Consider the following 23,094-nt stretch of genomic DNA (forward strand, 5'->3'; position numbering starts at 1 on the left):
TATCCGGTGATGGAAGTCGAACTTCGACACCAGCCAGTCCCACAGCGCCGAGAACCCGTCGACATCACGATGGATCTTCCACGCCTGCGCCTCGATCACCCCGGACAGCACCTGGGCGTGGAAGGCGTTGATAGCCGCAGCCGCCTGATCGAACTGGGCGTGGATGGCACGGGCCTTCTCACTCCGCTCGACCGGGTTCACGCTCCTGGCCATGTGCCACACCCCCCCGATCCGAGTCTTCGATCTGCTGATCTGATTCCGTCTGTCTGTGCTACATCAATGGTGACAGCCGAACCAGCGTTTGCCATCACCCGCAGGGTTGGAGAAGACTCATGTTCGCCACCCGGACCCGGTTGCGTCCCAAGTGATCCACGCCCGGAACCGTGCGCACCCGCCAGGACGCGAGCCGCCTTCACGCCAGCCCCGGGGCCGCCCGGCCCGAGGCACGCCACCGACACCAGCCCTCCACACACCTCACCGTCGCCGCCAGCCTGAAGTCGGGCCGAGACGGCCGGAGGGCGCGAGTGGTCCGGTTGGAAGTGTTTCGTGGTCGGCTTGACCGGCTTCGCACCCGTTCTATTTCAGACCGACAGTCGGTCAATTTTTGAGAGCAGGACGGCTAGTATTCCTTGACAAGAATATTCTCTTTGAGGAATACTATTGTCATGGACGCAATCCTCACCGCGCTGGCCGACCCGACCCGGTGGCGGCTCGTCGGCCTGTTGGCCGAGCGGCCCCGGCCGGTCGGAGTCCTGGCCCGACTCGTCGAGGCCCGGCAGCCGCAGGCGACCAAGCACCTCCAGACCCTCGAACGGGCGGGCCTGGTCAGCTCACGGCGCAGCGGGCAGCGCCGCATCTACGCGCTGCGGCCTGAGCGGCTGCGAGACTTGGCCGCCGCACTCACACGACTCGCCGACACCGCCGAGCGCGACGGCCCGTACGCGACCTTCGACCGATACGGGCTCAGCGTCGAGGCCGAGCGGCTCGCCGCCGAGGAGACCGGGTGGGCCGACGGCCGCTCGTTCGGCTTCTCCCGGTCGCTGCCGCGGCCCCCCGAGGCGGTCTGGCCCCACCTGGTCGACCCCGACCTGCTCGCCCGCTGGTGGACGCCGGACGACCTGCGCGTCTCCGAGCTCGTCTTCGAGGGGCGGCCGGGCTCGCGGATCGTCCACGAGTACCGCGACGCCGAGGACACCGACGGCTCCGACCCGGTCGCCGGGCGCGCCGAGGGCGTCGTCAACGACGTGCGCCCGGGCGAGCACCTGGCCTACCGGCTGTCCCCGCTGCTGCCCGACGGCGGCCGCGCCTTCACCTCCCACGTCGAATACGACCTCCGACCGACCGGAGCCGGCACCGAATTCGACGTCCGCCTCACCATCGCCGACAGCACCGTCGACTCCGCCGACTTCATCGCGGGCATCGAGATCGGCTTCGGCCAGAGCCTCGACCGCCTCGCGGCGATCCTCACCGCGGACTCGCACCGCACCGACACAAGGAGTAACCGATGACACAGCACACCGGCCGCAGGGTCGTCGTCAACATGTCCCTGTCCATTGACGGCCGCTACAGCAAACCGGACCCGCTCGACATGAGCTGGGTGATGCCCTACGCCACGACCGACGTCTCCCGTGACCACATGACCGCCATGTGGGAGCCGTCCACGACGGCCGTGATGGGCCGGGTCAACGCCGAGGGCTTCCTCGGCTTCTGGCCCACCGTCATCGGCGCCGAGGGCGCCGACCCGCGCGACGAAGGCTTCGCCAAGTGGCTTGTCGACACCGAGAAAGTGGTCTTCTCCTCCACCCTCCGCGAGGCCCCGTGGGAGAGGACCACCATCGTGGACAGGCCCACCGCCGAGGTCATCGCGGAACTCAAGGCGACGAACGGCGGCGACATCGCCGTGCTCAACAGTCCCGGCATCATCAAGGACCTGTTGGCGGCCGAGATGGTCGACCGGCTGGCCCTGTCGGTATTCCCGATCTTCCTCGGCGAGGGCCCGCGCCTGTTCGACGACGGCCTCCCCGAAGGCAGATGGGACCTGGCCCGGCAGGCCGCCGGGGAGCACGGGACGCTCTCGCTCGTCTACGACCGCGTCCGCTGACCTCAACCGGACCCGGATCGGCGACTGACACCACGTAGCCGACGCGTGGTGTCAGTCGGCCTCGCGGCCCTTGCCGCCCCGGCGGGATTTTGCGGCTCCCCAGGCTTCGATACCGTCGAGGAACCGATCCACTCCGAAGCCGAGTTCGGCGGGCAGCGGTTCCTTTCCGGGATGCTTCTGACCAGCGTGGTCGCTTGTGGCTTCGGCGGCGAAGACGGCCGCCAGCCCGGGGTGGGCCGCCGGGTCGATGACCTCGGCGAGGAATCGCGCCACCTCCGCTCCGCCGTCCATGGCCTCGTCCTCGCCGGCGCGCGCGTCGGTCAGATCGTTGCTGACCTGCGCCGTGCCGCGAACGACCGCGATCAGGTGCAGGGCGGCGACCCTCGCCTCCTCACCGACCAGACCTGCGGCCAGCATGGGCCGCAGCAGGCGGTCGAGCCAGGCGAGCTGGTTCGGACCGACGGGGGCGTGGTCCAGGGGAACGCGCAGGATCCACGGGTGGGCCTGGAAGACGGCCCACAGGGCGGCGACCCAGCGAGTGACCTCGTCTCGGAAGTCGCCGGTGCCGTCGAGCTCGGGTGGTTCGCCGGCCACGACGTCGGCGGCGACCTCCAAGAGGAGATCCTTGCTCGGAATGTGGTTGTAGATGGCCATCGTGGAGAAGCCGAGCTCGGCGGCGATCCGCTGCATCGACAGCGCCTCCAGCCCCTCGGTGTCGGCGATCCGGATCGCGGCGCGCGCGATCCGCTCCACGCTCAGCCGCGGCCTCGGTCCGCGCCGGCCCGAGGATCGGCCGTTCCATAGCAGCGCCAGGCTGCGCCGCAGATTCGTGTCCTCGCTCGGGCTCTTGCCGCTCGTCGCCATCCGCCGTCCTGTCGTGCCGTCGGCTCCATCCTAAACTATGTATGACATACACTATTGTTTATAAGGTACATAGTTTCTCCTCGAGCCGCTCCCGAACGGATCGCCATGACCTCCACGATGACTCAGAACCCACCCCCGACGTCCCCGCCTCGCCGCGCGCCCGCCTGGTGGCGCCGTCCCTGGATCGGACCGCTGCCGCTGGCGGAGTGGACGATAGAACGGGGTGGACGCGGAGGCGGGGACCGACGCCGCGCCACCGGCCCGGAGCCGGAAGCTCGTGTCGAAGTCTCCTCCGAGTGAGGCCGGTGCATCCGGAGTCCGGCCACGCTCCTCAGTCGCTCCGGGGCCGCAGGCCGTCGAGCAGCCGTTCCAGTGCCCGCTCGGTCTGAGTCAGTGCTTCCGGGTCGTCCGACCGGGCGAGCCATAGTGCTGCCTCGTTCATCGCGCCTGACAGCAGTCGTGTCAGTGGTTCGACCGGTTGTTCGGTGATGGTTCCGGAGGTGATGAGGGTCTTCAGGGCTTCGGCGAGGTGCCGTGCGGATGCCTGTTCGTCCATGGCTCGCCATTGGTCCCATCCGAGCACGGTGGGGGCGTCCAGTAGGAGGATGCGGCGGACTGCCGGGTCCGAGCCGGTGGACAGGAAGGCTCGGCAGCCGGCTCGCAGTTGTTCCCATGGGTCGTCGTGTCGGGCCGCCGCCGCGGCGACCCGCTGGCCGACTTCTTGTTGGACCTCGGCGACCACCGAGCGGAAGAGTCCCGCCTTGCTGCCGAAGTGATGGTAAGCCGCGCCCTTGGTGACTCCCGCCGACTGAGCGACGTCGGCGAGTGCCACGTCGTGGTACCCGTCGGCGGCGAATCGAAGGCGTCCTCGGTCCAGCAGCGTCCTCCGCGTCGCCGCCCGCTGTTCGGCCCTGGTGGCTGTCATATGAGCCGCCCCCTTTCATTTTTCACATACCTAGGGTATGTTAATCTCAATTCACATACCGAGGGTATGTGAAACCGAGGCCACACCCAGAGGAGCACCTGTCATGCATACCGAGCTCAGCGGTTTCTACCCGGTGATCGCGACCCGCGACATCGAAGCGTCGCACCGTTTCTACGTCGAACACTTCAACTTCGAGGAGACCTTCGCGACCGACTGGTACGTGAGCCTCCGCCGCCCCGACGCGCCGCAATACGAACTGGCGCTGCTCGACCACAGCCACCCGACCGTCCCCGAGGGCCGCCGCAACCCGATCCAAGGCGGCCTGCTGCTCAACTTCGAGGTCGGCGACGTCGACGCCGAACACCGCAGGCTGGTCGGGGAGGCGGGCCTGCCCGAGCTCCTGCCCTTGCGCACCGAGGAGTTCGGGCAGCGCCACTTCATCGTCGCGGCACCGGACGGCGTCATGATCGACGTCATCACCGTCATCCCGGCCAGCGGCGAATACTCCGAGCACTACACCTCCGGCCAGGCCGCGCAGAGTTGATCGCCGCGGCCGGTCAGTACCCGCCGCCCGCGGCGGCCGCCATCCCCGCCGGGTGCCAGACCGTCTTGTACTCGGTCCACCGGCGCAGGCTCGCCAGCGAGTCGGTCCCGGAGCCGGGACGCCGGACCACCTTCAGGTTCTCGGCCGCCTCGCGCTCGAGGCCGGCGGCCAGCTCGGGGTCGTCCACGCCGGTCAGGTCCAGGCCGTTCACGTCGGCGTGGCTCGCCAGCCACGGAGCCAGCTCGGCGACCCTGCCGCTGAGCAGGTTCACCACCCCGCCGGGCAGGTCCGAGGTCGCCAGGACCTCGGCGAAGCCGATCGCCGGCAGCGGCCTGGACTCGCTGGCCACCACCACGACCGCGTTGCCGGCCGCGACGGCCGGGGCGATCGTCTCGACCAGGCCCAGCAGCGGGTCGTCCTGCGGCGCGAGGAGGCCGACCACGCCCAGCGGCTCGGGCTTGGTGTGGTTGAAGTACGGTCCCGCCACCGGGTTGGCGCCCCCGGCGACCGAGGCGAACTTGTCCGTCCAGCCCGCGTAGTGCACGAGCCGGTCGATCGCGGCCTCGACCGTCCCGAGCGCCTCGCCCGGATCGGCGCCGGTGGACGAGGCCAGCTCCGCGGCGAACTGCCCGGACCTGCCCTCGAGCATCTCGGCGGCCCGGTACAGGATCTGGCCGCGCAGGTAGGCCGTGGCCGCCGCCCACGGCCGGTGAGCCTTGCGCGCGGCCGCGACCGCGTCGCGGACGTCCTTGCGGGAGGCCAGAGCCGCGTTCGCCAGCTCGGTCCCGTCCGGGGTGGTCACCGGGTAGCTCCTTCCGGATTCCGAGCGCGGGAACTTCCCGCCCACGTACAGCTTGTAGGTCTTCTTGACGCGCAGGCGATCAGACATCGAGGTAGGCCTCCAGCCCCTGGCGGCCGCCCTCGCGGCCGTAACCGGACTCCTTGACGCCGCCGAACGGGCTGGCGGCGTCGAACTGGTTGAACGTGTTGGCCCACACCACGCCCGCGCGCAGCCGCTCGGCCGTCCACAGGATCTTCGAGCCCTTCTCGGTCCACACTCCGGCCGAGAGCCCGTACGGGGTGTTGTTGGCCTTCTTGACCGCCTCGTCGGGGGTGCGGAAGGTCAGCACGCTCAGCACCGGCCCGAAGATCTCCTCCCGGGCGATCCGCATCGACTGCTGGACCTCGGTGAACACGGTGGGGCGGAACCAGAATCCCTGTTCGGGAAGCTCGCACTCGGGCTGCCAGGGCTCGGCGCCCTCGGCGGTTCCGGCCGCGGTCAGCTCCTGGATGCGGGTGAGCTGCTCGGCGGAGTTGATGGCGCCGACGTCGGTGTTCTTGTCGAGCGGGTCGCCGATCCGCAGGGTCGAGACGCGGTCCTTGAGCCTGTCGAGGACCTCCGCGGCGATCGACTCCTGCACCAGCAGGCGGGATCCGGCGCAGCACACGTGCCCCTGGTTGAAGAAGATCCCGTTGACCACGCCCTCGACGGCCTGGTCGAGCGCGGCGTCGTCGTAGACGATGTTGGCGGCCTTGCCGCCCAGTTCGAGGGTGAGCCGCTTCTTCGTGCCCGCGACCGCCTTCGCGATCTCGCGTCCGACGGCGGTCGAGCCGGTGAAGGCGACCTTGTCCACAGGGCTGTGGACGAGCGCGGCGCCGGTCGCTCCGGCCCCGGGCAGGATGTTGACCACGCCCGGCGGCAGCTCGGCCTCGGCGCACAGCTCGGCGAACATCACCGCCGTCAGCGGCGTGGTCTCGGCCGGCTTGAGCACCACGGTGTTGCCGCAGGCCAGCGCCGGGCCGATCTTCCAGGCCAGCATCAGCAGCGGGAAGTTCCAGGGGATCACCTGGCCGACCACGCCCAGCGGTCGCGGGTCGGCCCCCAGCCCGGCGTAGTCGAGCTTGTCGGCCCACCCGGCGTGGTAGAAGAAGTGCTGCGCCGCGGTCGGCACGTCGAAGTCGCGGGTCTCCTTGATGGGCTTGCCGTTGTCGATCGACTCGGCGACGGCGAACTCGCGGGCCCGCTCCTGGAGCAGTCGGGCGATGCGGAACAGGTACTTGCCCCGCTCGGCCCCGCTCATCGGGCCCCACACCGTCTCGAAGGCCCGCCGCGCGGCGTCGACGGCGGCCTCCACGTCGGCCCGCCCGGCCTCGGCGACGGTGAACAGGGCGCGGCCGTCGGCCGGGTTGACCGAGGTGAAGGACGCCCCGTCCTCGGCCTCGACGAACTTGCCGTCGATGAACAGCCCGTAGTGCTCCTTGATGTCGGGGCGCGTCGACTCGGGCGCTGGCGCGTACTCGAACATGATTCAGTCCACCGTGACGTAGTCGGGGCCGGAGTAGCGGCCGGTCGTGAGCTTCTGCCGCTGCATGAGCAGGTCGTTGAGGAGGCTGGAGGCGCCGAACCGGAACCAGTGGTCGGACAGCCAGTCGTCGCCGAGGACCTCGTTGACGCACACCAGGTACTTGATCGCGTCCTTGGTGTTGCGGATGCCGCCGGCGGGCTTGACGCCGACCTGCGTGCCGGTGGCGGCGCGGAAGTCGCGCACGGCCTGCATCATCAGCAGCGTGACCGGCAGGGTCGCGTTGACGCCGACCTTGCCGGTGGAGGTCTTGATGAAGTCGGCGCCGGCGTGCATGGCCAGGAACGAGGCGCGGCGGACGTTGTCGTAGGTGACCAGTTCGCCGGTCTCGAGGATGACCTTGAGCCGGGCCTCGGCGGCGGCGGCCTTGACCGCCTTGATCTCGTGGAAGACGCGTTCGAGGTCGCCGGAGAGGAACGCGCCGCGGTTGACGACCATGTCGATCTCGTCGGCCCCGGCCTTCACGGCGGCCTCGGTGTCGTTCAGGCGCACCTCCAGGGGCACCTGCCCGGCCGGGAAGCCGGTGGCGACCGAGGCGACTTTGACTCCGGTGCCGCGCAGCGCCTCGGCCGCGGTGGCGACCATCGACGGGTAGACGCAGACCGCCGCCACCGGCGGGGCGCCGGGGTCGGGCCGGACCGCCTTGGCGCACAGGGTCCGTACCTTGCCGGGGGTGTCGGCGCCTTCGAGAGTGGTGAGGTCGATCATCGAGATGGCCAGGTCGATGGCCCTGGCCTTCGAGTCCTTCTTGACCGACCGCGTGCCGAGCGAGGCGGCGCGCGCCTCGAGCCCGACCGCGTCGACGCCCGGCAGCGAGCGCACCAGCGAGGCGGCCTCAGCGCCGCTCATAATTGATCCCATGACCGGATGATATCCCTACGCCGTGAGTGGTGACCACCTCACATTAGCGCGGCTACCTGGACGTTAAGGTTGGGAACCGTGGATGTACAGATCGTCGAACACCCGCTCGCCGCCGAGAGGCTGACCGCCCTGCGAGACGAGCGGTCCGACTCTCCGCGGTTCAGAGCCGCCCTGCACGAGCTCACCACGATGCTCGTCTACGAGGCCACCCGCTCGGTGGCCGTGACCGAGTACGACATCGCCACTCCGGTGGCTCCCGCCAAGGGCTACAGGCTCGCCAATCCGCCGGTGCTCGTCCCGGTGCTGCGCGCCGGACTGGGCATGGCCGACGCGGCGCTGTCGATGATCCCGGACGCCTCGATGGGCTTCGTGGGCCTGGCCCGCGACGAGGAGACCCACGAGCCCTACGCCTACATGGAGTCGCTCCCCGACGACCTGTCCGACCGCCACGTGATCGTGCTCGACCCGATGGTCGCCACCGGCGGCTCGCTGCTGCGCTGCTGCGAGATGATCGCCTCCCGCGGCTGCACGGACATCGACCTGATCAGCGTCCTGTGCGCCCCCGACGGCATCGGCAAGCTCGACGCCTCCGGCCTGAGGCTGCGCATGACGACGGCGGCGGTCGACCCGAGCCTGAACGACAAGGCCTACATAGTCCCCGGCCTGGGCGACGCCGGAGACCGCCAATTCGGCGCCTACCGCCGCTTCTGACCCGAACGACGAAACAAGAGGGCCGGGCGCACAGCGCCCGGCCCCAGTTCGTCTGACAGTCTTTTCGGATTATCCGGAGACGTTGGGACGGTCTTCGAAGACCCTTTCGATACTGTTACGGACCACTGTCAGCGGAATACCTCCGTGCTGGAGGTTGCATCGAGGGCTGCCGAGAGCCACCTGTCCAGTTGCTCCAGGTCGGTGCAGGTCTCGATTTGCCGCTGCTGCTCGGCGGTCACTCCGATCGAGCGGTTGGAGAGCACCTTCAGCAGCCACTTGCGGGCTCTCCGCAGCTCGCCTTCCGTGCGACCTTCTTCGCGGAGACTGTCGGTCCAGGCCGAGTGGTATTCGAACTTGGTGGTTGCCATGATTGCCTCCAAGACTTTCGCGGACCGGCCTTCAAGGGCGGTGAAGACCACCTCGATGCGGCGAGCCGCTTCCTCCTTGTCGATTCTGGCTAGTACTTGGTCGAGGGCCTTCAACACGGATTCGCCCTGCGGGCCGTTTCCATGAAAGATCGCCGAGAGCATTGCCGCTCCCGGGGTCGCCTCCGGGGCGCTGGGATCGGTGATCACCAGGACTTGCCCGGGTCCGAAGGCCACAGGCTGGACTACTGAGCCGGGACCGATCCGGATCGGCTTGCGGGCCTCGGTCGCAACCTCGTCGCAGTCGCTTACGACGAGCATGATTACTGGGCAGTTGCAGTCCTCTTGGAGTACCGCGACATCGGCGGCCCACTTGGGTCGGGCCTTCCCCACCAGTCTCGTCGGGTTCTGATTGTTGCGGCGATGGGCCTCGATCGGCACGACCAGAGGCCCGTCCTCCAGAACGAGCCTGGCAACGAGGTCGATTCGGCGTTCACGGGGGAAGCGCCGATTCGCGTTCTCGGAGTCGGTCCGGGCGTCGGTGAGTTCTTCCGGGGCGTATCTGACACCGGCGATACGCAGCAGCTCCGGCGTGTCCGCCGGATTCATGCGTGCCACCTCGAGAATCGCCTCATGTTGGGGCGTCAATCCGTCACGGGGCAAGTGGCCTCCTTCAGCATCGAAGATGATCGGCTGTCAGGCGGGCCAACTCGTTCCGGTGAGGAAAAGTGATGGCAAATCAGTAAAATATGCGAGTGGTCACATTCAGGTAAAAGGAGAAGACCGGGCACGTTAGCGCCCGGTCTTCCGTTTGGCCGTCTCGGCTAGTCGGGGACCCCCAGCAGTCCCGCCACCTCGGCTCGCAGGGCGGCGATGCTCGCTCGGGCCCGCTCTCTGGCAGCCGCCAGGTCGCCTCCCGAGTCCTCTCTGACCTCCAGGTAGGCCTTCAGCTTCGGCTCGGTGCCGCTCGGTCGGGCCACCACCCTGGCGTTCGCGGTCGCGATCGTGACCACGTCGGCCTCGGGCAGGCGGTCGGTGTACTCGGTGACCGGCTCGTCCAGCAGGGTCGCCGGGCGATGCCCGCGCAGGCGCTTCATGCACGCGGCGATCTCGCTCAGGTCGTCCACTCTGACCGAGAGCTGCCCGGTCTCGTAGACGCCGAACTCCTCGGCCAGCTCGTCCAGTCGGTCCTGCAAGGTCGCGAAGCGGGCCGCCTCGCCGGCGGCGATCTCGGCGATCACCAGGGCCGCCGAGATGCCGTCCTTGTCGCGCAGGAACTCCGGAGCCACGCAGTAGCCCAGGGCCTCCTCGAACGCGAAGGCCAGGTCCTCGGCCGAGCGCGCCAGCCACTTGAAACCGGTCAGCGTCTCGGCGTACTTGAGGCCGCGGGCGGCGCACATCGCCTTCAGCTGCGTCGTCGAGACGATCGTGGTCGCGTAGGTCCCTTTGCGGCCCTTGCGCATCCAGTGGTCGGCCAGCAGGATCCCAACTTCGTTGCCGGTCAGCTGCCGCCACGACCCGTCCGGGGTCGGGACGGCCGCCGAGCAACGGTCGGCGTCCGGGTCCAGCGCCAGCGCCACATCGGCGCCCTCCTCGGCCGCCAGGGCCTTCAGCAGGTCGATCGCGCCGGGCTCCTCGGGATTCGGGAACGAGACGGTCGGGAAGTCCGGGTCCGGCTCGGCCTGCTCGCCCACCAGGGCCACCTTGCCGAATCCGGCCCGCTCCATGGCCCGCTCCAGGGTCCGCCCGCCGACGCCGTGCATCGGCGTGGCCACGGCCGCCAGCCGCTTCGGGTCGTCCGGGTCGACCACCGAGCAGACCGCCGCCAGGTAGTCGTCCACGATCGACTCCGGCAGGAGCTCGCCGTCGTCGCCCAGCGCGATCTGAGACAGGGGGCCCAGATCGGCGATGGCCTGCTCGATCTCGGCGTCGGCGGGCGGGACGATCTGCGCGCCCGCGCCCAGCGCGCCGCCGAGTTCGGCGCCCAGGTACACCTTGTAGCCGTTGTCCTGGGGCGGGTTGTGGCTGGCGGTCACCTGCACCGCCGCCGCGGCCCCCAGCCGCGTGACCGCGAACGCCGTCACCGGCGTCGGCAGCGGCCCCGGCATGACCAGGGCCCGGCGGCCGGACCCGGTCACCACCCGGGCGGTCTCGGTCGCGAAGTCGCGGCTGCGGTGCCGCGCGTCGTAGCCGATCACCACCGGACCGGCGGCCCCCTTGGCGTCCAGCCAGTTCGACAGTCCCGCCGCGGCCGCCCGCACCACGGCCCGGTTCATCCCGGCCGGGCCCGCCCGGAGCGGGCCGCGCAGGCCCGCCGTGCCGAACCTGAGCCGACCGGAGAACCGGTCGGCCAGTTCCTCGGCGCTCCCGGGGAGCGCGTCGAGCAAGCGGTACAGCTCGTCGCGGTCGTCTCGTTCGGGGTCGTCGGTGATCCAGGTGAGCGCCTCGGCGCGCAGCGCATCGAGCCGGCTGGTCGTTTCCTCCATGCCGAAATCCTCGCACACGCCCCACCGGTGGGGCGCGTGTTGCGCAGCGTGTGGTCTCAGCCGGTGGCGAACGACCGCAGGGCCTCGTCGTAGACCTGCTGTGATAGATCCCATGCGTCGGCCGGGCCGGAGATGAAGACCCCGTAGGAGGTGCCGTCCCCGGCGTCGACGATCGCCCAGATCGAGTGGCGCTCGGCCCCGTCGCTGTTGTTGGAGCCGGTGTACTCGAGCACGTACCCGCTCATCCCGCCGAACTCGACCTCTTCGAGGCGCTCCTGGTTCAGGTCGCTCATCTCGCTGGGCAGGCCGTCGTAGTAGTCGCCCAGGTACGCCTCGGGATCGGGCAGGGCCCGGTCGGAGCCGGAGTAGAACCGCACCCAGTGGGACTCGTCCTCGGTGTCGTAGTAGGTGGCGTAATCGTCGTCGGAGAAGCCCTCGCCCCACTCGGCCGGGCGGTTCACGGTGAAGCCGTCGCCCTCGTGCGAGGCGGTCTCGAAGCTCGGCTCGGTCCCGGCGTCCTCTTCGCCGCCGTCCTCCTCGCCGCCGTCCTCTCCGTCCCCGTCCTCGCCGCCGTCGTCCTCTGAGGACTCGGACTGGTCGCCGGCGCCCTCGCCGCCGTCCCCGGCGAACTGCCACTGGTACACGAAGTAGCCGCCGCCGAGCACGAGCGCCAGGACCACCGCGGCGATGACCGCGTTCCGCACCGTGTGCGACTTCGGGGGCTCGGCGGGCTCCGGCCGGCTCTCGCGACGCCGCGGGGGCGGGGGCGGCGGGGCCTCCTGCTCGTAGCCGCCGGAGGCCGACCTGGTCTCGGCCGGGCCGGGCGGGGCCGCGGCGGGTATGGGTCCGGTGGCGGCCAGCGGCCCCGACAGCAGGGCGGCCAGCTCCTGGCGCACCTGAGCGAGGGTGTACCGCTGGTGCGGTTCCTTGTGGAGCATCCCGCCCAGCAGGGACGTCATGGGACCGGCGTTGCGCGGGCTCTCGGGCGGGTCCTGGACGACCGCGCGCATGGTCGAGACCGCGTCGCCCCGGTCGAACGGCGGGCGGCCCTCGAGCGCGGCGTACAGGGTGACGCCGAGGCTGAACACGTCGCTGGCGGGCTCGGCCGGGTGGCCGACCGCGCGCTCGGGGGCGATGTAGTGGGCGCTGCCGAGGACCTTGCCCGGCGTCGTGCCGCCGGAGACCTGGTGCATCTGGGCCGCGCCGAAGTCGGACAGGACGCACCGGCCGTCGGTGGAGATCAGCACGTTGCCGGGCTTGACGTCGCGGTGGATGATCCCGGCCTCGTGGGCAGCCTGCAGGGCCCCGACCAGGGCCAGCCCGATCTTGGCGGCCACGCGCGCCGGGAGCGGGCCGTCGGTGGTGAGGATGTCGGCCAGGCTGCGGGCCTGGAGCAGCTCCATGACGATCCACGGCAGCCCGTTGTGCTCGACGACGTCGAAGACGCGGATGACCGAGGGGTGGGAGAGCCCGGCCGCGATCTGGGCCTCGCGGCGGGACCGCTCGATGAGCTGGACGCGCTCGTGGCCGGGCAGGTCGGGCGGCAGGAAGACCTCCTTGAGGGCGACCTCGCGGCGCAGCACGGTGTCGCCGGCCCGCCACACCGATCCGTTGCCGCCCTTGCCGACCAGGTCGGTCAGCTGGTACCGGTCGCCGACCATGTCGCCGGGGGCGGCGTGGTTGCCGCCGCCGGTGTTGTACCCGAAGGACGCCTGCCGCTGCCGCTCGTAGTCGTCGCCGACCGCGAAGCTCTGCCCGTAGCCGCCGTAGTTGCCGTAGGAGTTGCTCGCGCCGCCGTACCGGTCCTGCCCGTAGTCGTCGCGGCGGTACGAGCTCGAAGGGTGGGGGTCGCGCCCGGGGCCCTGCCCGTATGATGGTGCCCCGGAATCGGGCCCGACTCCATACGCCCCAGAGGGGTCGCGAGCAAAACGGGGGGAGGGGGCGGTATCGGATCGGGGGTCCTCGTAGGCTCCTGGACCGCCGCGTCCGTAGTCAGCTGAGTACGTCATCCGGCTACTCCTCGCGAGGGATGCTCACCAGTTTGCCCTCTCACCGCTACCGCTCGCACGTCAGGTCCCTTCCCGCGCCTCCCTCTGGGCATCAGGATCGCAGCATTGCGGCCTTCCTGGCAAGGCCGGAACGGTCCCGGGCCCCGACCCGTTCACCGCTCTGGGCCTTCCGCTCGTACGTGTTCCCGGGGTGACCGAATGGACACGACGCACATTCTGTCTGTCGCCGCTGGAGTGAAAACGGAAAATACTTGGGTTCGGACGCGTCATGGGCTCCTGGCGCGTCCGTTCTATGTTTGAAAAGTCGTATCAGAGCCCGTAACTTCGGGGCGCGGTAAGCGTTATGCACCGTGACGGCGCCTCCGGCATCCGGAGCGGCGGTCGGCGCGGCCACCAGGCGCACCGAATCCGATCACGCTGCGTACCAAGGAATTACACGATCCGCGGCGTCCTGGCACCGGTATGACCCCGGTGCAGTGGGCAAGCGTCGCTCAACTCGCCATATGCGGCGACGGAGAGCGATCGGGTTTACGCTTGCGGGGTCGCCCTCATTTGGCTCTGATTCACGAACGCGAATTGAGAGGCGCGAAGGAATGTACACGCTCACTGCGGAGAATGTCGTCGAAATGGGAACAGCCACGAAGTCCAATGAGGCCCCGCTGACCGCCGGAACGGCGGAGGGGAAGCGCCTTCTGGTAACGGCCGGGCTGCCCGAGATCGGCACTTCACCTGATCCCACCGCATCGGAGCCTTCCGCCATGTCCACACCACTGCCCGAGTTCCTCGACTCCTGGCTCGCCGGGCACGAGGACGAGATCGTCGCGGTGCGCCGCCACATCCACGCCAACCCGCGCCTGTCGCGCCAGGAGCACGACACCGCCGACTACGTCGCACGCAAACTGCGCGAATCCGGGCTCAAGCCGCAGCTGATCCCCGACGGAACCGGACTGACCTGCGACATCGGCGACGGCGAGCGCGTCATCGGCATCCGCGCCGACATGGACGCCCTGCCGATCCAAGACCCCAAGGGCGTCCCGTACCGCTCGACCGTCGACGGGGTGTGCCACGCCTGCGGCCACGACGCGCACACCGCGATCGTCCTCGGCGTCGGCCGCGTCCTGGCCGAACTGTCCTCCCGCGGCGAGCTGCCCGGCCGCTTCCGGCTGATCTTCCAGCCCTCGGAGGAGCAGTTCCCCTCCGGCGCCCCCACCATGATCAAGCACGGCGCGCTCACCGACGTGGCCGCGGTCTTCGCCTTCCACTGCGACGCCCAGTTCCCGACCGGCCAGATCGGCATCCGCAACGGACCGCTCACCGCCGCCTGCGACGTCCTCGAGGTCCGCATGCGGGGCCGCGGCGGCCACACCTCCCGCCCCCACCTGACCACCGACCTCATCAACGCCATGGGCCGGGTCATCGTCGACATGCCCGCCCTGGTGAGCCGCCGCCTCGACCCGCGGCACGCGGTCGCGATCGTCTTCGGCGCCGTCCAGGCCGGCGAGGCCGCCAACGCCATCCCGCAGGAGGCCGTCGCCCGCGCGACCGTCCGCATGCAGGGGCGCGAGACCTGGCAGGCGGTCCCCGATCTGGTCCAGGAGGTCACCCGCTCGGTCGCCCGCACCGCCGGCGTCGAATGCGAGATCGACTACCGGCGCGGTGTCCCCCCGGTCGTCAACGACCGGATCGCCTCGGCGATGTTCGCCGGGGCCACCGCCGCCGCGCTCGGAGAGCAGGCCGTGGCCGAGGCCCCCATGTCGATGGGCGGCGAGGACTTCGCCTACTACCTCGAGCAGGTGCCCGGCGCGATGGCCCGCCTCGGCGTCGGACGCCCCGGCGTCGACTGCGACATCCACCAGGCCCACTTCGACATCGACGAGGCCGCCCTCGCCCACGGCGTGCGCGTCATGGTCCACACGGCCCTGGCCGCCGCCGCCAGCCCGGCGTTCTGACCGGACCGCGGAGACGCCCGCGCCGCGCTACTCGGCGGTCGGGCGCTTCCGGAGGGCCTCGATGTAGTCCTCGGGGGCGCCCGCGGCCTCGGCCGCCCGCAGGATCTCGTCGAGGTACCACTGGCTCGGCAGGCCGCCCTCGAAGCCGTCGTAGACGTACAGCCACACCGGCCGGTTGGCCTCCAGGGTCACCGCCAGGGCGTGCATCTTCCGATACAGCCCCGAGTTGAGCCCCTCCAACTCGTCCAGGACCTGCTTGTCGGCCGCGTCCAGGTCGTACAGGGACACGAACACCCGCTCCCCGGGGTCCTCGACCACGGTCGCCACCGCCGACTCCCAGCCCAGATCGGCGCCGGCGAACGTCAACCGCCAGCCCTCGAGCCATCCCGTCCCGACCAGCGGAGAGCGCGGACATGTCGCCCGCATGCGAGCGGGGTCTAGATTCGAGCCATACGCGGCATAGAGATGCACGCCTCGAAGATACTCTGTAACCAGCCCGCTTTAAAGCATCCCGACATCGAAAGGCGATCCGTGGCACGAGTAGCGATCATCGGCGGCGGTCCGGCCGGCTACGAGGCGGCGCTCGTCGCCGCCCAGCTCGGCGCCGAAGTCACCCTCATCGAAGCCATGGGCGCCGGAGGGGCGTGCGTGCTCTCCGACTGCGTCCCCTCCAAGACCTTCATCGCCGCCTCCAACGTCCTCACCGAGATTCACGAGTCCACCGAGATGGGCGTCGGCGCGGTCGACACGACCATCGACGCCAAGGCCGTCAACTCGCGGGTCCGCCGCCTGGCCACCCAGCAGTCGACCGACATCGCCCAGAAGCTCACCGCCGCCGGGGTCGACGTCGTCTACGGGCGCGCCGCGCTGCTGGACAACAAGATCAACTACGTGCACCGCGTCCACGTCGTGCCCGTCGAGGGCGAACCGTACGACCTCGACTGCGAGGTCGTCCTCATCGCCACCGGCGCCACCCCCCGGACCCTGGCCTCGGCGCCGACCGACGGCGAGCGCATCCTCTCCTGGCGGCAGCTCTACGACCTCGACGAGCTGCCCGAGCACCTTGTGGTCGTCGGCTCCGGCGTCACCGGCGCCGAGTTCGCCTCCGCCTACCTGGCCATGGGCTCCCAGGTCACCCTGATCTCCTCCCGCGACCGCGTCATGCCCCACGAGGACGCCGAGGCCGCCGAGGTCGTCGGCAAGGTCTTCGTGCAGCGCGGCATGGACGTGCGCAACCACTCCCGCGCCGCGGCCGTCCACCGCACCGACTCCGGAGTCGAGGTCGAACTCGAGGACGGCTCGACCGTGTCCGGCAGCCACGCCCTCATCTGCGTCGGCTCGGTCCCCAACTCCGACGACCTCGGCCTGCACGCCTACGGCGTCGACGTCTCCGAGCGCGGCTACATCACCGTCGACAAGGTCTCCCGCACCAACGTGCCGGGCGTCTACGCCGCCGGCGACGTCACCGGCGTCCACGCCCTGGCCAGCGTCGCGGCCATGCAGGGCCGCATCGCCATCTGGCACGCCCTCGGCGAGGCCGTCCGCCCCATCAAGCTCCCGCACGTGGCCGCGAACGTGTTCACCGACCCCGAACTGGCCTCGGTCGGCGTCTCCCAGGGCGACGTGGAGTCCCGGAAGGTCGACTGCCGGGCGGTCCTGCTGCCGCTGACGTCGAACCCGCGGGCGAAGATGGTCGACCGCACCGAGGGCTTCGTGAAGCTGTTCGCGTGGAACTCCTCGGGGATCGTCGCCGGCGGCGTCGTGGTCGCCTCGCGCGCCTCCGAGCTGATCACCCCGATCGCCCTCGCCGTCGAGCAGCGCCTGACCGTCGAGCAGGTGGCGCGGACGTTCACCATCTACCCGTCGCTGTCGGGCTCGATCGCCGAGGCCGCCCGCCAGCTCATGGAGTTCTGACCTCAGGCGTCCCTGCGGCGCATCACGATCCACCCGCCGACCAGCGAGGCCGCCGTCCACAGCACCAGGATGCCGATGCCGGTCCACGCCCCGTAGTCGCGTCCGAACGTCGGATCGCCCGGGACGGTCATGTGCATGACGACCATCCCGACCTGGTCGGGAAGGTACTGCGCCCACGACCGGATCGCGGGCAGGCTGCCCAGGCCCTGCGAGGACAGGAACAGCACCGGCAGCAGGACCGACAGCGTGACCACGGCGCTGCGCAGCATGGCCGTGATCCCGGCGCCGAACAGGCTCAGCAGCGTCAGGTGGATCCAGCCGCCCAGCAGCGCCTGGATCGCCTCGCCGTCGAATTCGGCCGCCCAGTCGCCGAGCCGCCATTGCGCGACGGCGAACGTCGCCAGCTCCACGACCAGCGCCGCGGCCGCCGTGAACAGGCCGACGACCGCCATCTTCGCGGCGTAGAAGCGGCCGCGGCGCGGCACCGCCGCCAGCGAGGAGCGGATCGTGCCGTGCGAGTACTCGCCGCCGACGGCCACGACGGCGAACGAGATCAGCAGCAGCTGGGCCACCAGCAGACCGAAGAAGGGCACCATGATCGGGTCGAAATCGGTGTCGGTGGAGTCGACGGGCCGCGCGATGGTCTCCCCGGCCAGGTACCCGAGCCCGATCGCGACCGCGGCGAACCCGAACAGGAGCCACCAGGTGGGGCGGACGGTGCGGAGCTTGACCCACTCTGCCGCGGCAGGCGCCAGTGCGCTCATCGGGCCCCTCCCCGGTACTCGACCGAACCGTTCGTCAACTGCATGAACGCCTCCTCCAGCGTCGAGCCGCCGTTCGCGGCCATGAACGCGTCCAGAGGCAGATCCGCCAGCAGCCTGCCCTTGCCGATCACCACCAGATGCTCGGCCGTCAGCGCCATCTCGGCCATGAGGTGGCTGGAGACCAGGACCGTGCGGCCCTCGGCGGCGAGCCGTTTCATCAGCTCGCGTATCCACACCACGCCCTCAGGGTCGAGCCCGTTGACCGGCTCGTCGAGGATCAGCACCTCCGGGTCGCCCAGCAGCGCGGCGGCCACGCCGAGGCGCTGGCGCATGCCCAGACTGAACCCGCGGGTGCGCCGCGAGGCGGCGTCGGTCAGGCCCGTCTCGGCCAGGACCGCCTCGACCCGCTCGCGGCCCAGGCCGTTGCTCTTGGCCTGCCACAGCAGGTGGTGGTAGGCCGTCCGCCCCGGGTGGAGCGCCTCGGCCTCCAGCAGCGCCCCGACCCGCGTGAGCGGCCGATCCAGTTCGGCGTAGCGGCGCCCGCCGATCAGGGCCCGGCCCGCGTCGGGGCGGTCGAGTCCGAGGACGGCGCGAATGGTGGTGGACTTCCCGGCACCGTTTGGTCCCAGGAAGCCGGTGACGCGGCCCGGCGCGGCCGTGAACGACAGGTCGTCCACGGCCGCGTGGCCTCGGTACCGCTTGGTCAGATGCTCTATCTCGATCACGTTGCAACCGTAGGAAGTGGGCCGCCGTGCCGATAGTCGCCGAACGTCGCCGATCGGCGCGACGAAAGTGGACCCGTACCCTGGCCCCTATGAGCACGCTCCTCATCTGGCTCGCGGTCGGCATCGCACTGTGGCAGCTGTGGCGGCGCACCTCGCGCGAACGCGAGGCGGCCGTCCAGCGCGAGCGCCTCCGCATCGCCCGCGACATGCACGACAGCCTCGGCCGCCGCCTCGGCCTCGCCGCCGTCCAGGCCGGAGCCCTCGAGGTCTCGACCGGCGACCCGGAGCATGCCAAGGAGCTCCGGCGGCTCGGCGACACCGTCCGCGCCGCCTCCACCGACCTGCACGAACTCGTCGCCGTGCTCAGGGACGAGACGGCCGAGGCCGCGCGGGACCTGACCGGCGTCGCCGCACTCGTCGTCGACTCCGAACGCGCCGGGGCCGACGTCGAACTCCTCCAGCGCGGCACCCCGGCTCCGCTGCCGCCCATGGCCGGCCGCGCGGCCTACGGGGTGGTCGAGGAAGGGCTCGCCAACGCGGCCAAGCACGCCCCGGGAGCACCGGTCCGGGTGTCGATCACCTGGGAGGACGACGCGCTGCTCGTCTCGGTGTCCAATCCGGTCGGCACCGAGCCCGGCTCGAGGGGCGGCTTCGGCCTGGTCGGCCTGCGCGAACGCGTCGAATCGGCCGGCGGCCTGCTCGACGTGCGCGCCGAAGGCGACGTGTTCGAACTGGCGGCCATGATCCCCGCGGCCGAGCCGAAGCGGTCGCGCACGGCGGTCGTGGCCGGAGTCGTCACGCTCGTCGTCCTGCTCGCGATGCTCCCGGTGAGCGTGGTCACGGTGGGGTCCCAGCCGTGATCACGGTGCTGGTCGCGGACGATGAGCCGCTCGTGGTCGAAGGCATCCGCACCGTCCTCGAATCGGCCGGGGACATCACCGTCGTCGCGACCGCGCACACCGGTCGCGACGCGCTCGCCGCCGCCGCCGGCGTGGACGTGGCGCTCATCGACCTCAACATGCCCGGCCTCGGCGGCCTCGAGGTCCTCGAACGGATCGGCGGCACTCGCGCGCTGGTGCTGACTTCCTTCGGCGACCAGGCGAACGTGCTCGCGGCGCTTCAGCTCGGAGCGGCCGGTTTTCTGCTGAAGACCTGCGCCCCCGAGGAGCTGATCCGCGCGGTCCGAGCGGTCGACAACGGCGAGGCTTACCTGTCCCCGGCGGTCACCAAGTTCGTGCTCGGCATGGTCGCGCCGGAGTCCGTGCCGAGGCGCCGCGACGCGGTCGCACGGCTGGGGCGCCTGGCGGACCGCGAACGCGAGGTCTTGTCGCTGCTGGCCGAGGGCCTGTCGAACGCCGACATCGCCCGCCGCGCCCGCATGAGCGAGGCCACGGTCAAGACCTACGTCAGCCGCATCCTCGCCAAACTCGAGTGCGGCAACCGCGTCCAGGCCGCGCTGCTCGCCCGCGAAGCCGGCGAGTGAGCGTTCACCAGGCGCTCAGCAGCTCTTCCGGCCCGTAGGCCCCGTCGACCCGCTTCGCGGTGACGCCGCTGCGGCTCACGGCGATCAACGGAATCGGCTCGTCGGTGAGTGAGGACCGGTGATTCTCCAGGCTCGTCAGGTCCCGCAGATCGAACGGGGCCTCATCGCGCCACTTGATCGATCCGATCGCCCTGAGCTCTTCGGCGATCGGAGCTCGATCCGCGATCACGATGTCGATCTCCACATCGTTCCTCCGGGTCCAGTAGGAGCCGACGGCGCCGGGGCCGAGGTCGAGCTGCCCGTCCGGGAGAAGCCGCCAGAGCGCCTCTCTGACCAGCGGTTCGATCGCCCGGCCCCGCCAACTGGTCCAACTCCGCCTGATCCTGTCCACCACCAGATCGGGCCGCTGGCGTTCGAGTTCGGTCATGTTGGGGCCGATGAAGGTCAGCCAGAACCGCAGATAGGAGTCGCTGATGGCGTACCGGCGGTCCTTGGACGGCCGCAGCGACAGCGGCAGGTCCGCTGAGACGAGTCGCTTCGACTCCAGTGTCTTCAGTGCCGCGTTGAGCGAGGACGGTGCGAGGTGAGCGGATTTGTTGATGTTGGTGAACGTCCGCTCACCGCCGCCGATCGCGGTGAGCACCTTTCGCGCCTGCGCGTCCGGGGGGAACTCGGCGGCCAGGGATCGCTCGGCCGAGACCGCGAGCGCGGAGATCGGGCTGCCGAGAGCTTCGGTGAGGTAGTCCCAGACGGAGCCGCCGCTCGGCCACTCGCCGCACAGCAGCGGCAGGCCGCCGGTCACGAGCGCGGCGTCGAAGGCGTCGGCGGGTTCCAGCCCGAGCATGCCGCCGATGTCGGCGGGAGTGAGCGGGCCGACCACCATTTCGGTGCCGCGCTGATGGAACGGCCGATCGTAGTCGTTGAGCGCCTCCATCATCGAAAGGTCCGATCCGATCAGCAGGAGGGTGACGGGCCGGCGGCTGAGGAACCGGTCCCAGGCTCGCTGCAGGTAGCCCTCGAATCCGGGCACGTCGCGCATGAGATAGGGGACCTCGTCCATCACGACGATCGACGGCTGGTCCACTGGCAGGGCCTGTGCCAGGGCGTCGAGTGCCGCGCTCCACAGGTTCGGCGGGTGTTCGGTGTAGACCTCGCGGTCGGGAAGCGTCGACGCCGCCATGTCCTCGAGCAGTCGCCCGAGGTGATCGTCGGGTCCGCCGTCCGCTGCGGAGAAGTACAGTGCGGGCACGTCGGCGCGCCGGATGAACTCCTCGGCGAGCATCGACTTTCCGATGCGTCTGCGGCCGCGGACAAGAAGGCAGCGGCCCGGCTGTGAGTCGCCGATGCCCTCGGTCACCCGGTGCAGCAGTCCTTCCAGGAGTCCGAGCTCGCGCTCGCGTCCGATGAACATGCGGTCTCGCCCCTCGCTTGTTCGGTTTAACTGATTTCATTACAGTGAAGTACATAGGATTGTACTTCAATCAACTGAAGTCATTGAATGAGGCGTCTATGGCGTGGCGACACGCGGGCGGCCCGCGCGATCGCGCGGGCCGCCCGTCATGATCAGGTTCTCGACGAGATCACCAGGACCGCGGGACCGGCGCGCCCTCGCTGTAGCCGGCCGCCGACTGCACGCCCACGGCCGCGCGCTCGTGGAACTGCTCCAGATTGGTCGCGCCCGCGTACGTGCAGGCCGACCGCACCCCGGCCACGATCGAGTCCAGCAGGTCCTCCACGCCGGGGCGCTTCGGGTCCAGGTACATCCGGCCGGTCGAGATGCCCTCCTCGAACATGGCCTTGCGGGCCTGCTCGAACGCCGTGTCATCGGCGCTGCGGGCCTTGACCGCCCGCGCCGAGGCCATCCCGAACGACTCCTTGTACGGCCTGCCGTCGGCGTCGTGGTGCATGTCGCCGGGCGACTCGTGCGTCCCGGCGAACCAGGAGCCGATCATCACGTTCGAGGCCCCGGCCGCCAGCGCGAGGGCCACGTCCCGCGGGTGCCGCACGCCCCCGTCGGCCCACACGTGCCTGCCGAGCCGATGCGCGGCCCGCGCGCACTCCAGGACCGCCGAGAACTGCGGCCGCCCCACCCCGGTCATCATGCGGGTGGTGCACATCGCGCCCGGTCCGACGCCGACCTTCACGATGTCGGCCCCGGCCTTGATGAGGTCCTCGGTGCCGTCGGCGGTCACCACGTTCCCGGCCGCGATCGGCAGGTCGCCGGCCGCGTCGCGGGCCAGTTTGAGCGCGGCCAGCATCTTCTCCTGGTGGCCGTGCGCGGTGTCGACCACGATCAGGTCCGCCCCGGCCTCGGCCAGGGCGGCGGCCTTCCCGGCCACGTCCCCGTTGATGCCGATGGCCGCGGCCACGCGCAGCCGGCCCGAGGAGTCCGTGTTCGGCCGGTACAGCGTGTTGCGCAGCGCCCCGGCCTTGGTCAGGACCCCGCGCAGCCTGCCGTCGGCGTCGACGACCGGAGCGAGCTTGACGCCCGCGTCGGACAGCGCGTAGAACGCGTCCTCGTCGCTGGTCCCGGCCGGCAGCGTGACCAGCCGGTCCGAGGCGACCTGCTCGAGCTGCGTGAACCGGTCGACGCTGCGGCAGTCGGCCTCGGTCACCACGCCCAGCGGCCGGTCGATCGAGTCGATGACGATGACCGCCCCGTGGGCGCGCTTGGGGAACAGGGCGATGGCCTCGGCTACCGTCGCATGCGGCGGCAGGGTCAGCGCGGTGTCGCATTCGAGCGGCCGCGACTTGACCTTGGCGATCACGTCGGTGACCACGTCGGTCGGGATGTCCTGCGGGATCACGGCGAGGCCGCCGCGGCGCGCGAGGGTCTCGGCCATCCGGCGGCCCGAGACCGCGGTCATGTTCGCCGCGATGATCGGCACCGTGTCACCCGTGCCGTCGGACGTGGCCAGGTCGACGTCCAGGCGCGAGACCACGGCCGAGCGGTTGGGGACCATGAACACGTCGGAGTAGGTCAGATCGTGGCGAGGATGCTCGTCGATGAATCTCATGGTGGGCCCCCGG

At 70.4% G+C, this 23,094-nt stretch carries 22 protein-coding genes; 8 read left to right on the forward strand and 14 right to left on the reverse strand.

The genetic code is table 11. The annotated features are described in order from the left end of the window. Window positions 1–201: hypothetical protein (locus JFB92_RS13880; protein WP_199039655.1), on the reverse strand; the 201-nt coding region annotated here is incomplete at its 3' end. A 464-nt stretch (window positions 202–665) separates the two neighbouring features. On the opposite strand from JFB92_RS13880, the gene JFB92_RS13885 reads away from it, so the two are divergent. Then, complete coding sequence (locus JFB92_RS13885) at window positions 666–1,508, forward strand: metalloregulator ArsR/SmtB family transcription factor (protein WP_199039668.1); 843 nt, start codon at window positions 666–668, stop codon at window positions 1,506–1,508. Next, entirely contained in the window at window positions 1,505–2,101 is a 597-nt protein-coding gene (locus JFB92_RS13890) for a dihydrofolate reductase family protein (protein WP_199039671.1), read from the forward strand. The genes JFB92_RS13885 and JFB92_RS13890 overlap by 4 nt, the downstream gene beginning before the upstream one ends. 51 nt (window positions 2,102–2,152) lie before the next feature. Here JFB92_RS13890 and JFB92_RS13895 read toward each other — a convergent pair whose 3' ends face one another. Beyond that, window positions 2,153–2,965: a TetR/AcrR family transcriptional regulator gene (locus tag JFB92_RS13895; protein WP_199039674.1), complete on the reverse strand. Its 813-nt coding sequence runs from the start codon at window positions 2,963–2,965 to the stop codon at window positions 2,153–2,155. A 331-nt stretch (window positions 2,966–3,296) separates the two neighbouring features. Continuing rightward, on the reverse strand, window positions 3,297–3,890 hold the full coding sequence (locus tag JFB92_RS13900) for a TetR/AcrR family transcriptional regulator (protein WP_199039677.1): 594 nt from the start codon (window positions 3,888–3,890) through the stop codon (window positions 3,297–3,299). A gap of 103 nt (window positions 3,891–3,993) precedes the next feature. On the opposite strand from JFB92_RS13900, the gene JFB92_RS13905 reads away from it, so the two are divergent. Further along, the gene (locus JFB92_RS13905) at window positions 3,994–4,434 is read left to right on the forward strand and encodes a VOC family protein (protein WP_199039681.1); all 441 of its coding nucleotides are present in this window, start codon (window positions 3,994–3,996) and stop codon (window positions 4,432–4,434) included. Window positions 4,435–4,447: 13 nt separating this feature from the next. Here the strand turns inward: JFB92_RS13905 and JFB92_RS13910 are convergent, their stop codons facing one another. From JFB92_RS13910 to deoC, 3 genes are read right to left on the reverse strand one after another with little or no spacing between them, the layout of a single operon-like run. Continuing rightward, entirely contained in the window at window positions 4,448–5,323 is an 876-nt protein-coding gene (locus tag JFB92_RS13910; protein WP_199039684.1) for an aldehyde dehydrogenase family protein, read from the reverse strand. After that, entirely contained in the window at window positions 5,316–6,740 is a 1,425-nt protein-coding gene (locus tag JFB92_RS13915) for an aldehyde dehydrogenase family protein (RefSeq protein WP_199039687.1), read from the reverse strand. Before JFB92_RS13915 ends, JFB92_RS13910 begins: the two co-directional genes overlap by 8 nt. A 3-nt stretch (window positions 6,741–6,743) precedes the next feature. Next, window positions 6,744–7,658 carry a deoxyribose-phosphate aldolase gene (gene deoC, locus JFB92_RS13920; RefSeq protein ID WP_199039690.1) on the reverse strand — a complete coding sequence of 305 codons (915 nt, stop codon included), beginning with the start codon at window positions 7,656–7,658 and terminating at the stop codon, window positions 6,744–6,746. Window positions 7,659–7,736: 78 nt separating this feature from the next. On the opposite strand from deoC, the gene upp reads away from it, so the two are divergent. Then, window positions 7,737–8,369: a uracil phosphoribosyltransferase gene (gene upp / locus JFB92_RS13925; protein ID WP_199039694.1), complete on the forward strand. Its 633-nt coding sequence runs from the start codon at window positions 7,737–7,739 to the stop codon at window positions 8,367–8,369. A gap of 128 nt (window positions 8,370–8,497) precedes the next feature. Here the strand turns inward: upp and JFB92_RS13930 are convergent, their stop codons facing one another. From JFB92_RS13930 to JFB92_RS13940, 3 genes are all read right to left on the reverse strand, one after another. Further along, the gene (locus tag JFB92_RS13930; RefSeq protein WP_199039697.1) at window positions 8,498–9,343 is read right to left on the reverse strand and encodes an RpnC/YadD family protein; all 846 of its coding nucleotides are present in this window, start codon (window positions 9,341–9,343) and stop codon (window positions 8,498–8,500) included. A gap of 215 nt (window positions 9,344–9,558) precedes the next feature. After that, window positions 9,559–11,220 (reverse strand): phospho-sugar mutase, encoded by a 1,662-nt coding sequence (locus JFB92_RS13935; RefSeq protein ID WP_199039700.1) that lies wholly within the window; start codon window positions 11,218–11,220, stop codon window positions 9,559–9,561. 56 nt (window positions 11,221–11,276) lie between these two features. After that, on the reverse strand, window positions 11,277–13,229 hold the full coding sequence (locus JFB92_RS13940) for a serine/threonine-protein kinase (RefSeq protein ID WP_199039703.1): 1,953 nt from the start codon (window positions 13,227–13,229) through the stop codon (window positions 11,277–11,279). A gap of 758 nt (window positions 13,230–13,987) precedes the next feature. On the opposite strand from JFB92_RS13940, the gene JFB92_RS13945 reads away from it, so the two are divergent. Beyond that, window positions 13,988–15,178: an amidohydrolase gene (locus JFB92_RS13945; protein WP_199039706.1), complete on the forward strand. Its 1,191-nt coding sequence runs from the start codon at window positions 13,988–13,990 to the stop codon at window positions 15,176–15,178. Window positions 15,179–15,205: 27 nt separating this feature from the next. On the opposite strand, the gene JFB92_RS13950 is transcribed toward JFB92_RS13945, so the two are convergent. Continuing rightward, the gene (locus tag JFB92_RS13950; protein WP_199039709.1) at window positions 15,206–15,649 is read right to left on the reverse strand and encodes a gamma-glutamylcyclotransferase; all 444 of its coding nucleotides are present in this window, start codon (window positions 15,647–15,649) and stop codon (window positions 15,206–15,208) included. A gap of 60 nt (window positions 15,650–15,709) precedes the next feature. Between JFB92_RS13950 and JFB92_RS13955 the strand changes: the two genes are divergently transcribed. Further along, complete coding sequence (locus tag JFB92_RS13955; protein WP_199039712.1) at window positions 15,710–17,092, forward strand: NAD(P)H-quinone dehydrogenase; 1,383 nt, start codon at window positions 15,710–15,712, stop codon at window positions 17,090–17,092. Window positions 17,093–17,094: 2 nt separating this feature from the next. Here JFB92_RS13955 and JFB92_RS13960 read toward each other — a convergent pair whose 3' ends face one another. Together JFB92_RS13960 and JFB92_RS13965 are read right to left on the reverse strand one after the other, a co-directional pair. Beyond that, window positions 17,095–17,856, reverse strand: a complete 762-nt coding sequence (locus tag JFB92_RS13960; protein ID WP_199039715.1) for an ABC transporter permease — start codon at window positions 17,854–17,856, stop codon at window positions 17,095–17,097. Further along, window positions 17,853–18,581 (reverse strand): ABC transporter ATP-binding protein, encoded by a 729-nt coding sequence (locus JFB92_RS13965; protein WP_199039718.1) that lies wholly within the window; start codon window positions 18,579–18,581, stop codon window positions 17,853–17,855. The genes JFB92_RS13960 and JFB92_RS13965 overlap by 4 nt, the downstream gene beginning before the upstream one ends. A gap of 89 nt (window positions 18,582–18,670) precedes the next feature. On the opposite strand from JFB92_RS13965, the gene JFB92_RS13970 reads away from it, so the two are divergent. Next, a complete protein-coding gene (locus JFB92_RS13970; RefSeq protein WP_199039721.1) occupies window positions 18,671–19,441 on the forward strand; it encodes a sensor histidine kinase in 771 nt (256 codons plus the stop codon). Continuing rightward, window positions 19,438–20,064, forward strand: coding sequence for a response regulator (locus JFB92_RS13975; protein WP_199039724.1), 627 nt, complete (start codon window positions 19,438–19,440; stop codon window positions 20,062–20,064). The genes JFB92_RS13970 and JFB92_RS13975 overlap by 4 nt, the downstream gene beginning before the upstream one ends. A 4-nt stretch (window positions 20,065–20,068) precedes the next feature. Here the strand turns inward: JFB92_RS13975 and JFB92_RS13980 are convergent, their stop codons facing one another. After that, on the reverse strand, window positions 20,069–21,475 hold the full coding sequence (locus tag JFB92_RS13980; RefSeq protein WP_199039727.1) for an ATP-binding protein: 1,407 nt from the start codon (window positions 21,473–21,475) through the stop codon (window positions 20,069–20,071). A 169-nt stretch (window positions 21,476–21,644) separates the two neighbouring features. Next, window positions 21,645–23,081 (reverse strand): GuaB1 family IMP dehydrogenase-related protein, encoded by a 1,437-nt coding sequence (locus JFB92_RS13985; RefSeq protein ID WP_199039730.1) that lies wholly within the window; start codon window positions 23,079–23,081, stop codon window positions 21,645–21,647. Window positions 23,082–23,094 lie beyond the last annotated feature (13 nt).

Origin of the sequence: Glycomyces salinus (genome assembly GCF_016428645.1) — a bacterium.
Classification (GTDB): domain Bacteria; phylum Actinomycetota; class Actinomycetes; order Mycobacteriales; family Micromonosporaceae; genus Glycomyces; species Glycomyces salinus.

Coding starts and splice junctions, on each gene's coding strand:
- JFB92_RS13960 (WP_199039715.1), bottom strand. CDS start 17,856: ATGAGCGCACTGGCGCCTGCCGCGGCAGAGTGGGTCAAGCTCCGCACC.
- JFB92_RS13930 (WP_199039697.1), bottom strand. CDS start 9,343: ATGAATCCGGCGGACACGCCGGAGCTGCTGCGTATCGCCGGTGTCAGA.
- JFB92_RS13970 (WP_199039721.1), top strand. CDS start 18,671: ATGAGCACGCTCCTCATCTGGCTCGCGGTCGGCATCGCACTGTGGCAG.
- JFB92_RS13890 (WP_199039671.1), top strand. CDS start 1,505: ATGACACAGCACACCGGCCGCAGGGTCGTCGTCAACATGTCCCTGTCC.
- JFB92_RS13910 (WP_199039684.1), bottom strand. CDS start 5,323: ATGTCTGATCGCCTGCGCGTCAAGAAGACCTACAAGCTGTACGTGGGC.
- JFB92_RS13900 (WP_199039677.1), bottom strand. CDS start 3,890: ATGACAGCCACCAGGGCCGAACAGCGGGCGGCGACGCGGAGGACGCTG.
- JFB92_RS13885 (WP_199039668.1), top strand. CDS start 666: ATGGACGCAATCCTCACCGCGCTGGCCGACCCGACCCGGTGGCGGCTC.
- JFB92_RS13935 (WP_199039700.1), bottom strand. CDS start 11,220: ATGGAGGAAACGACCAGCCGGCTCGATGCGCTGCGCGCCGAGGCGCTC.
- JFB92_RS13980 (WP_199039727.1), bottom strand. CDS start 21,475: ATGTTCATCGGACGCGAGCGCGAGCTCGGACTCCTGGAAGGACTGCTG.
- JFB92_RS13915 (WP_199039687.1), bottom strand. CDS start 6,740: ATGTTCGAGTACGCGCCAGCGCCCGAGTCGACGCGCCCCGACATCAAG.
- deoC (WP_199039690.1), bottom strand. CDS start 7,658: ATGGGATCAATTATGAGCGGCGCTGAGGCCGCCTCGCTGGTGCGCTCG.
- JFB92_RS13895 (WP_199039674.1), bottom strand. CDS start 2,965: ATGGCGACGAGCGGCAAGAGCCCGAGCGAGGACACGAATCTGCGGCGC.
- JFB92_RS13985 (WP_199039730.1), bottom strand. CDS start 23,081: ATGAGATTCATCGACGAGCATCCTCGCCACGATCTGACCTACTCCGAC.
- JFB92_RS13940 (WP_199039703.1), bottom strand. CDS start 13,229: ATGACGTACTCAGCTGACTACGGACGCGGCGGTCCAGGAGCCTACGAG.
- JFB92_RS13945 (WP_199039706.1), top strand. CDS start 13,988: ATGTCCACACCACTGCCCGAGTTCCTCGACTCCTGGCTCGCCGGGCAC.
- JFB92_RS13905 (WP_199039681.1), top strand. CDS start 3,994: ATGCATACCGAGCTCAGCGGTTTCTACCCGGTGATCGCGACCCGCGAC.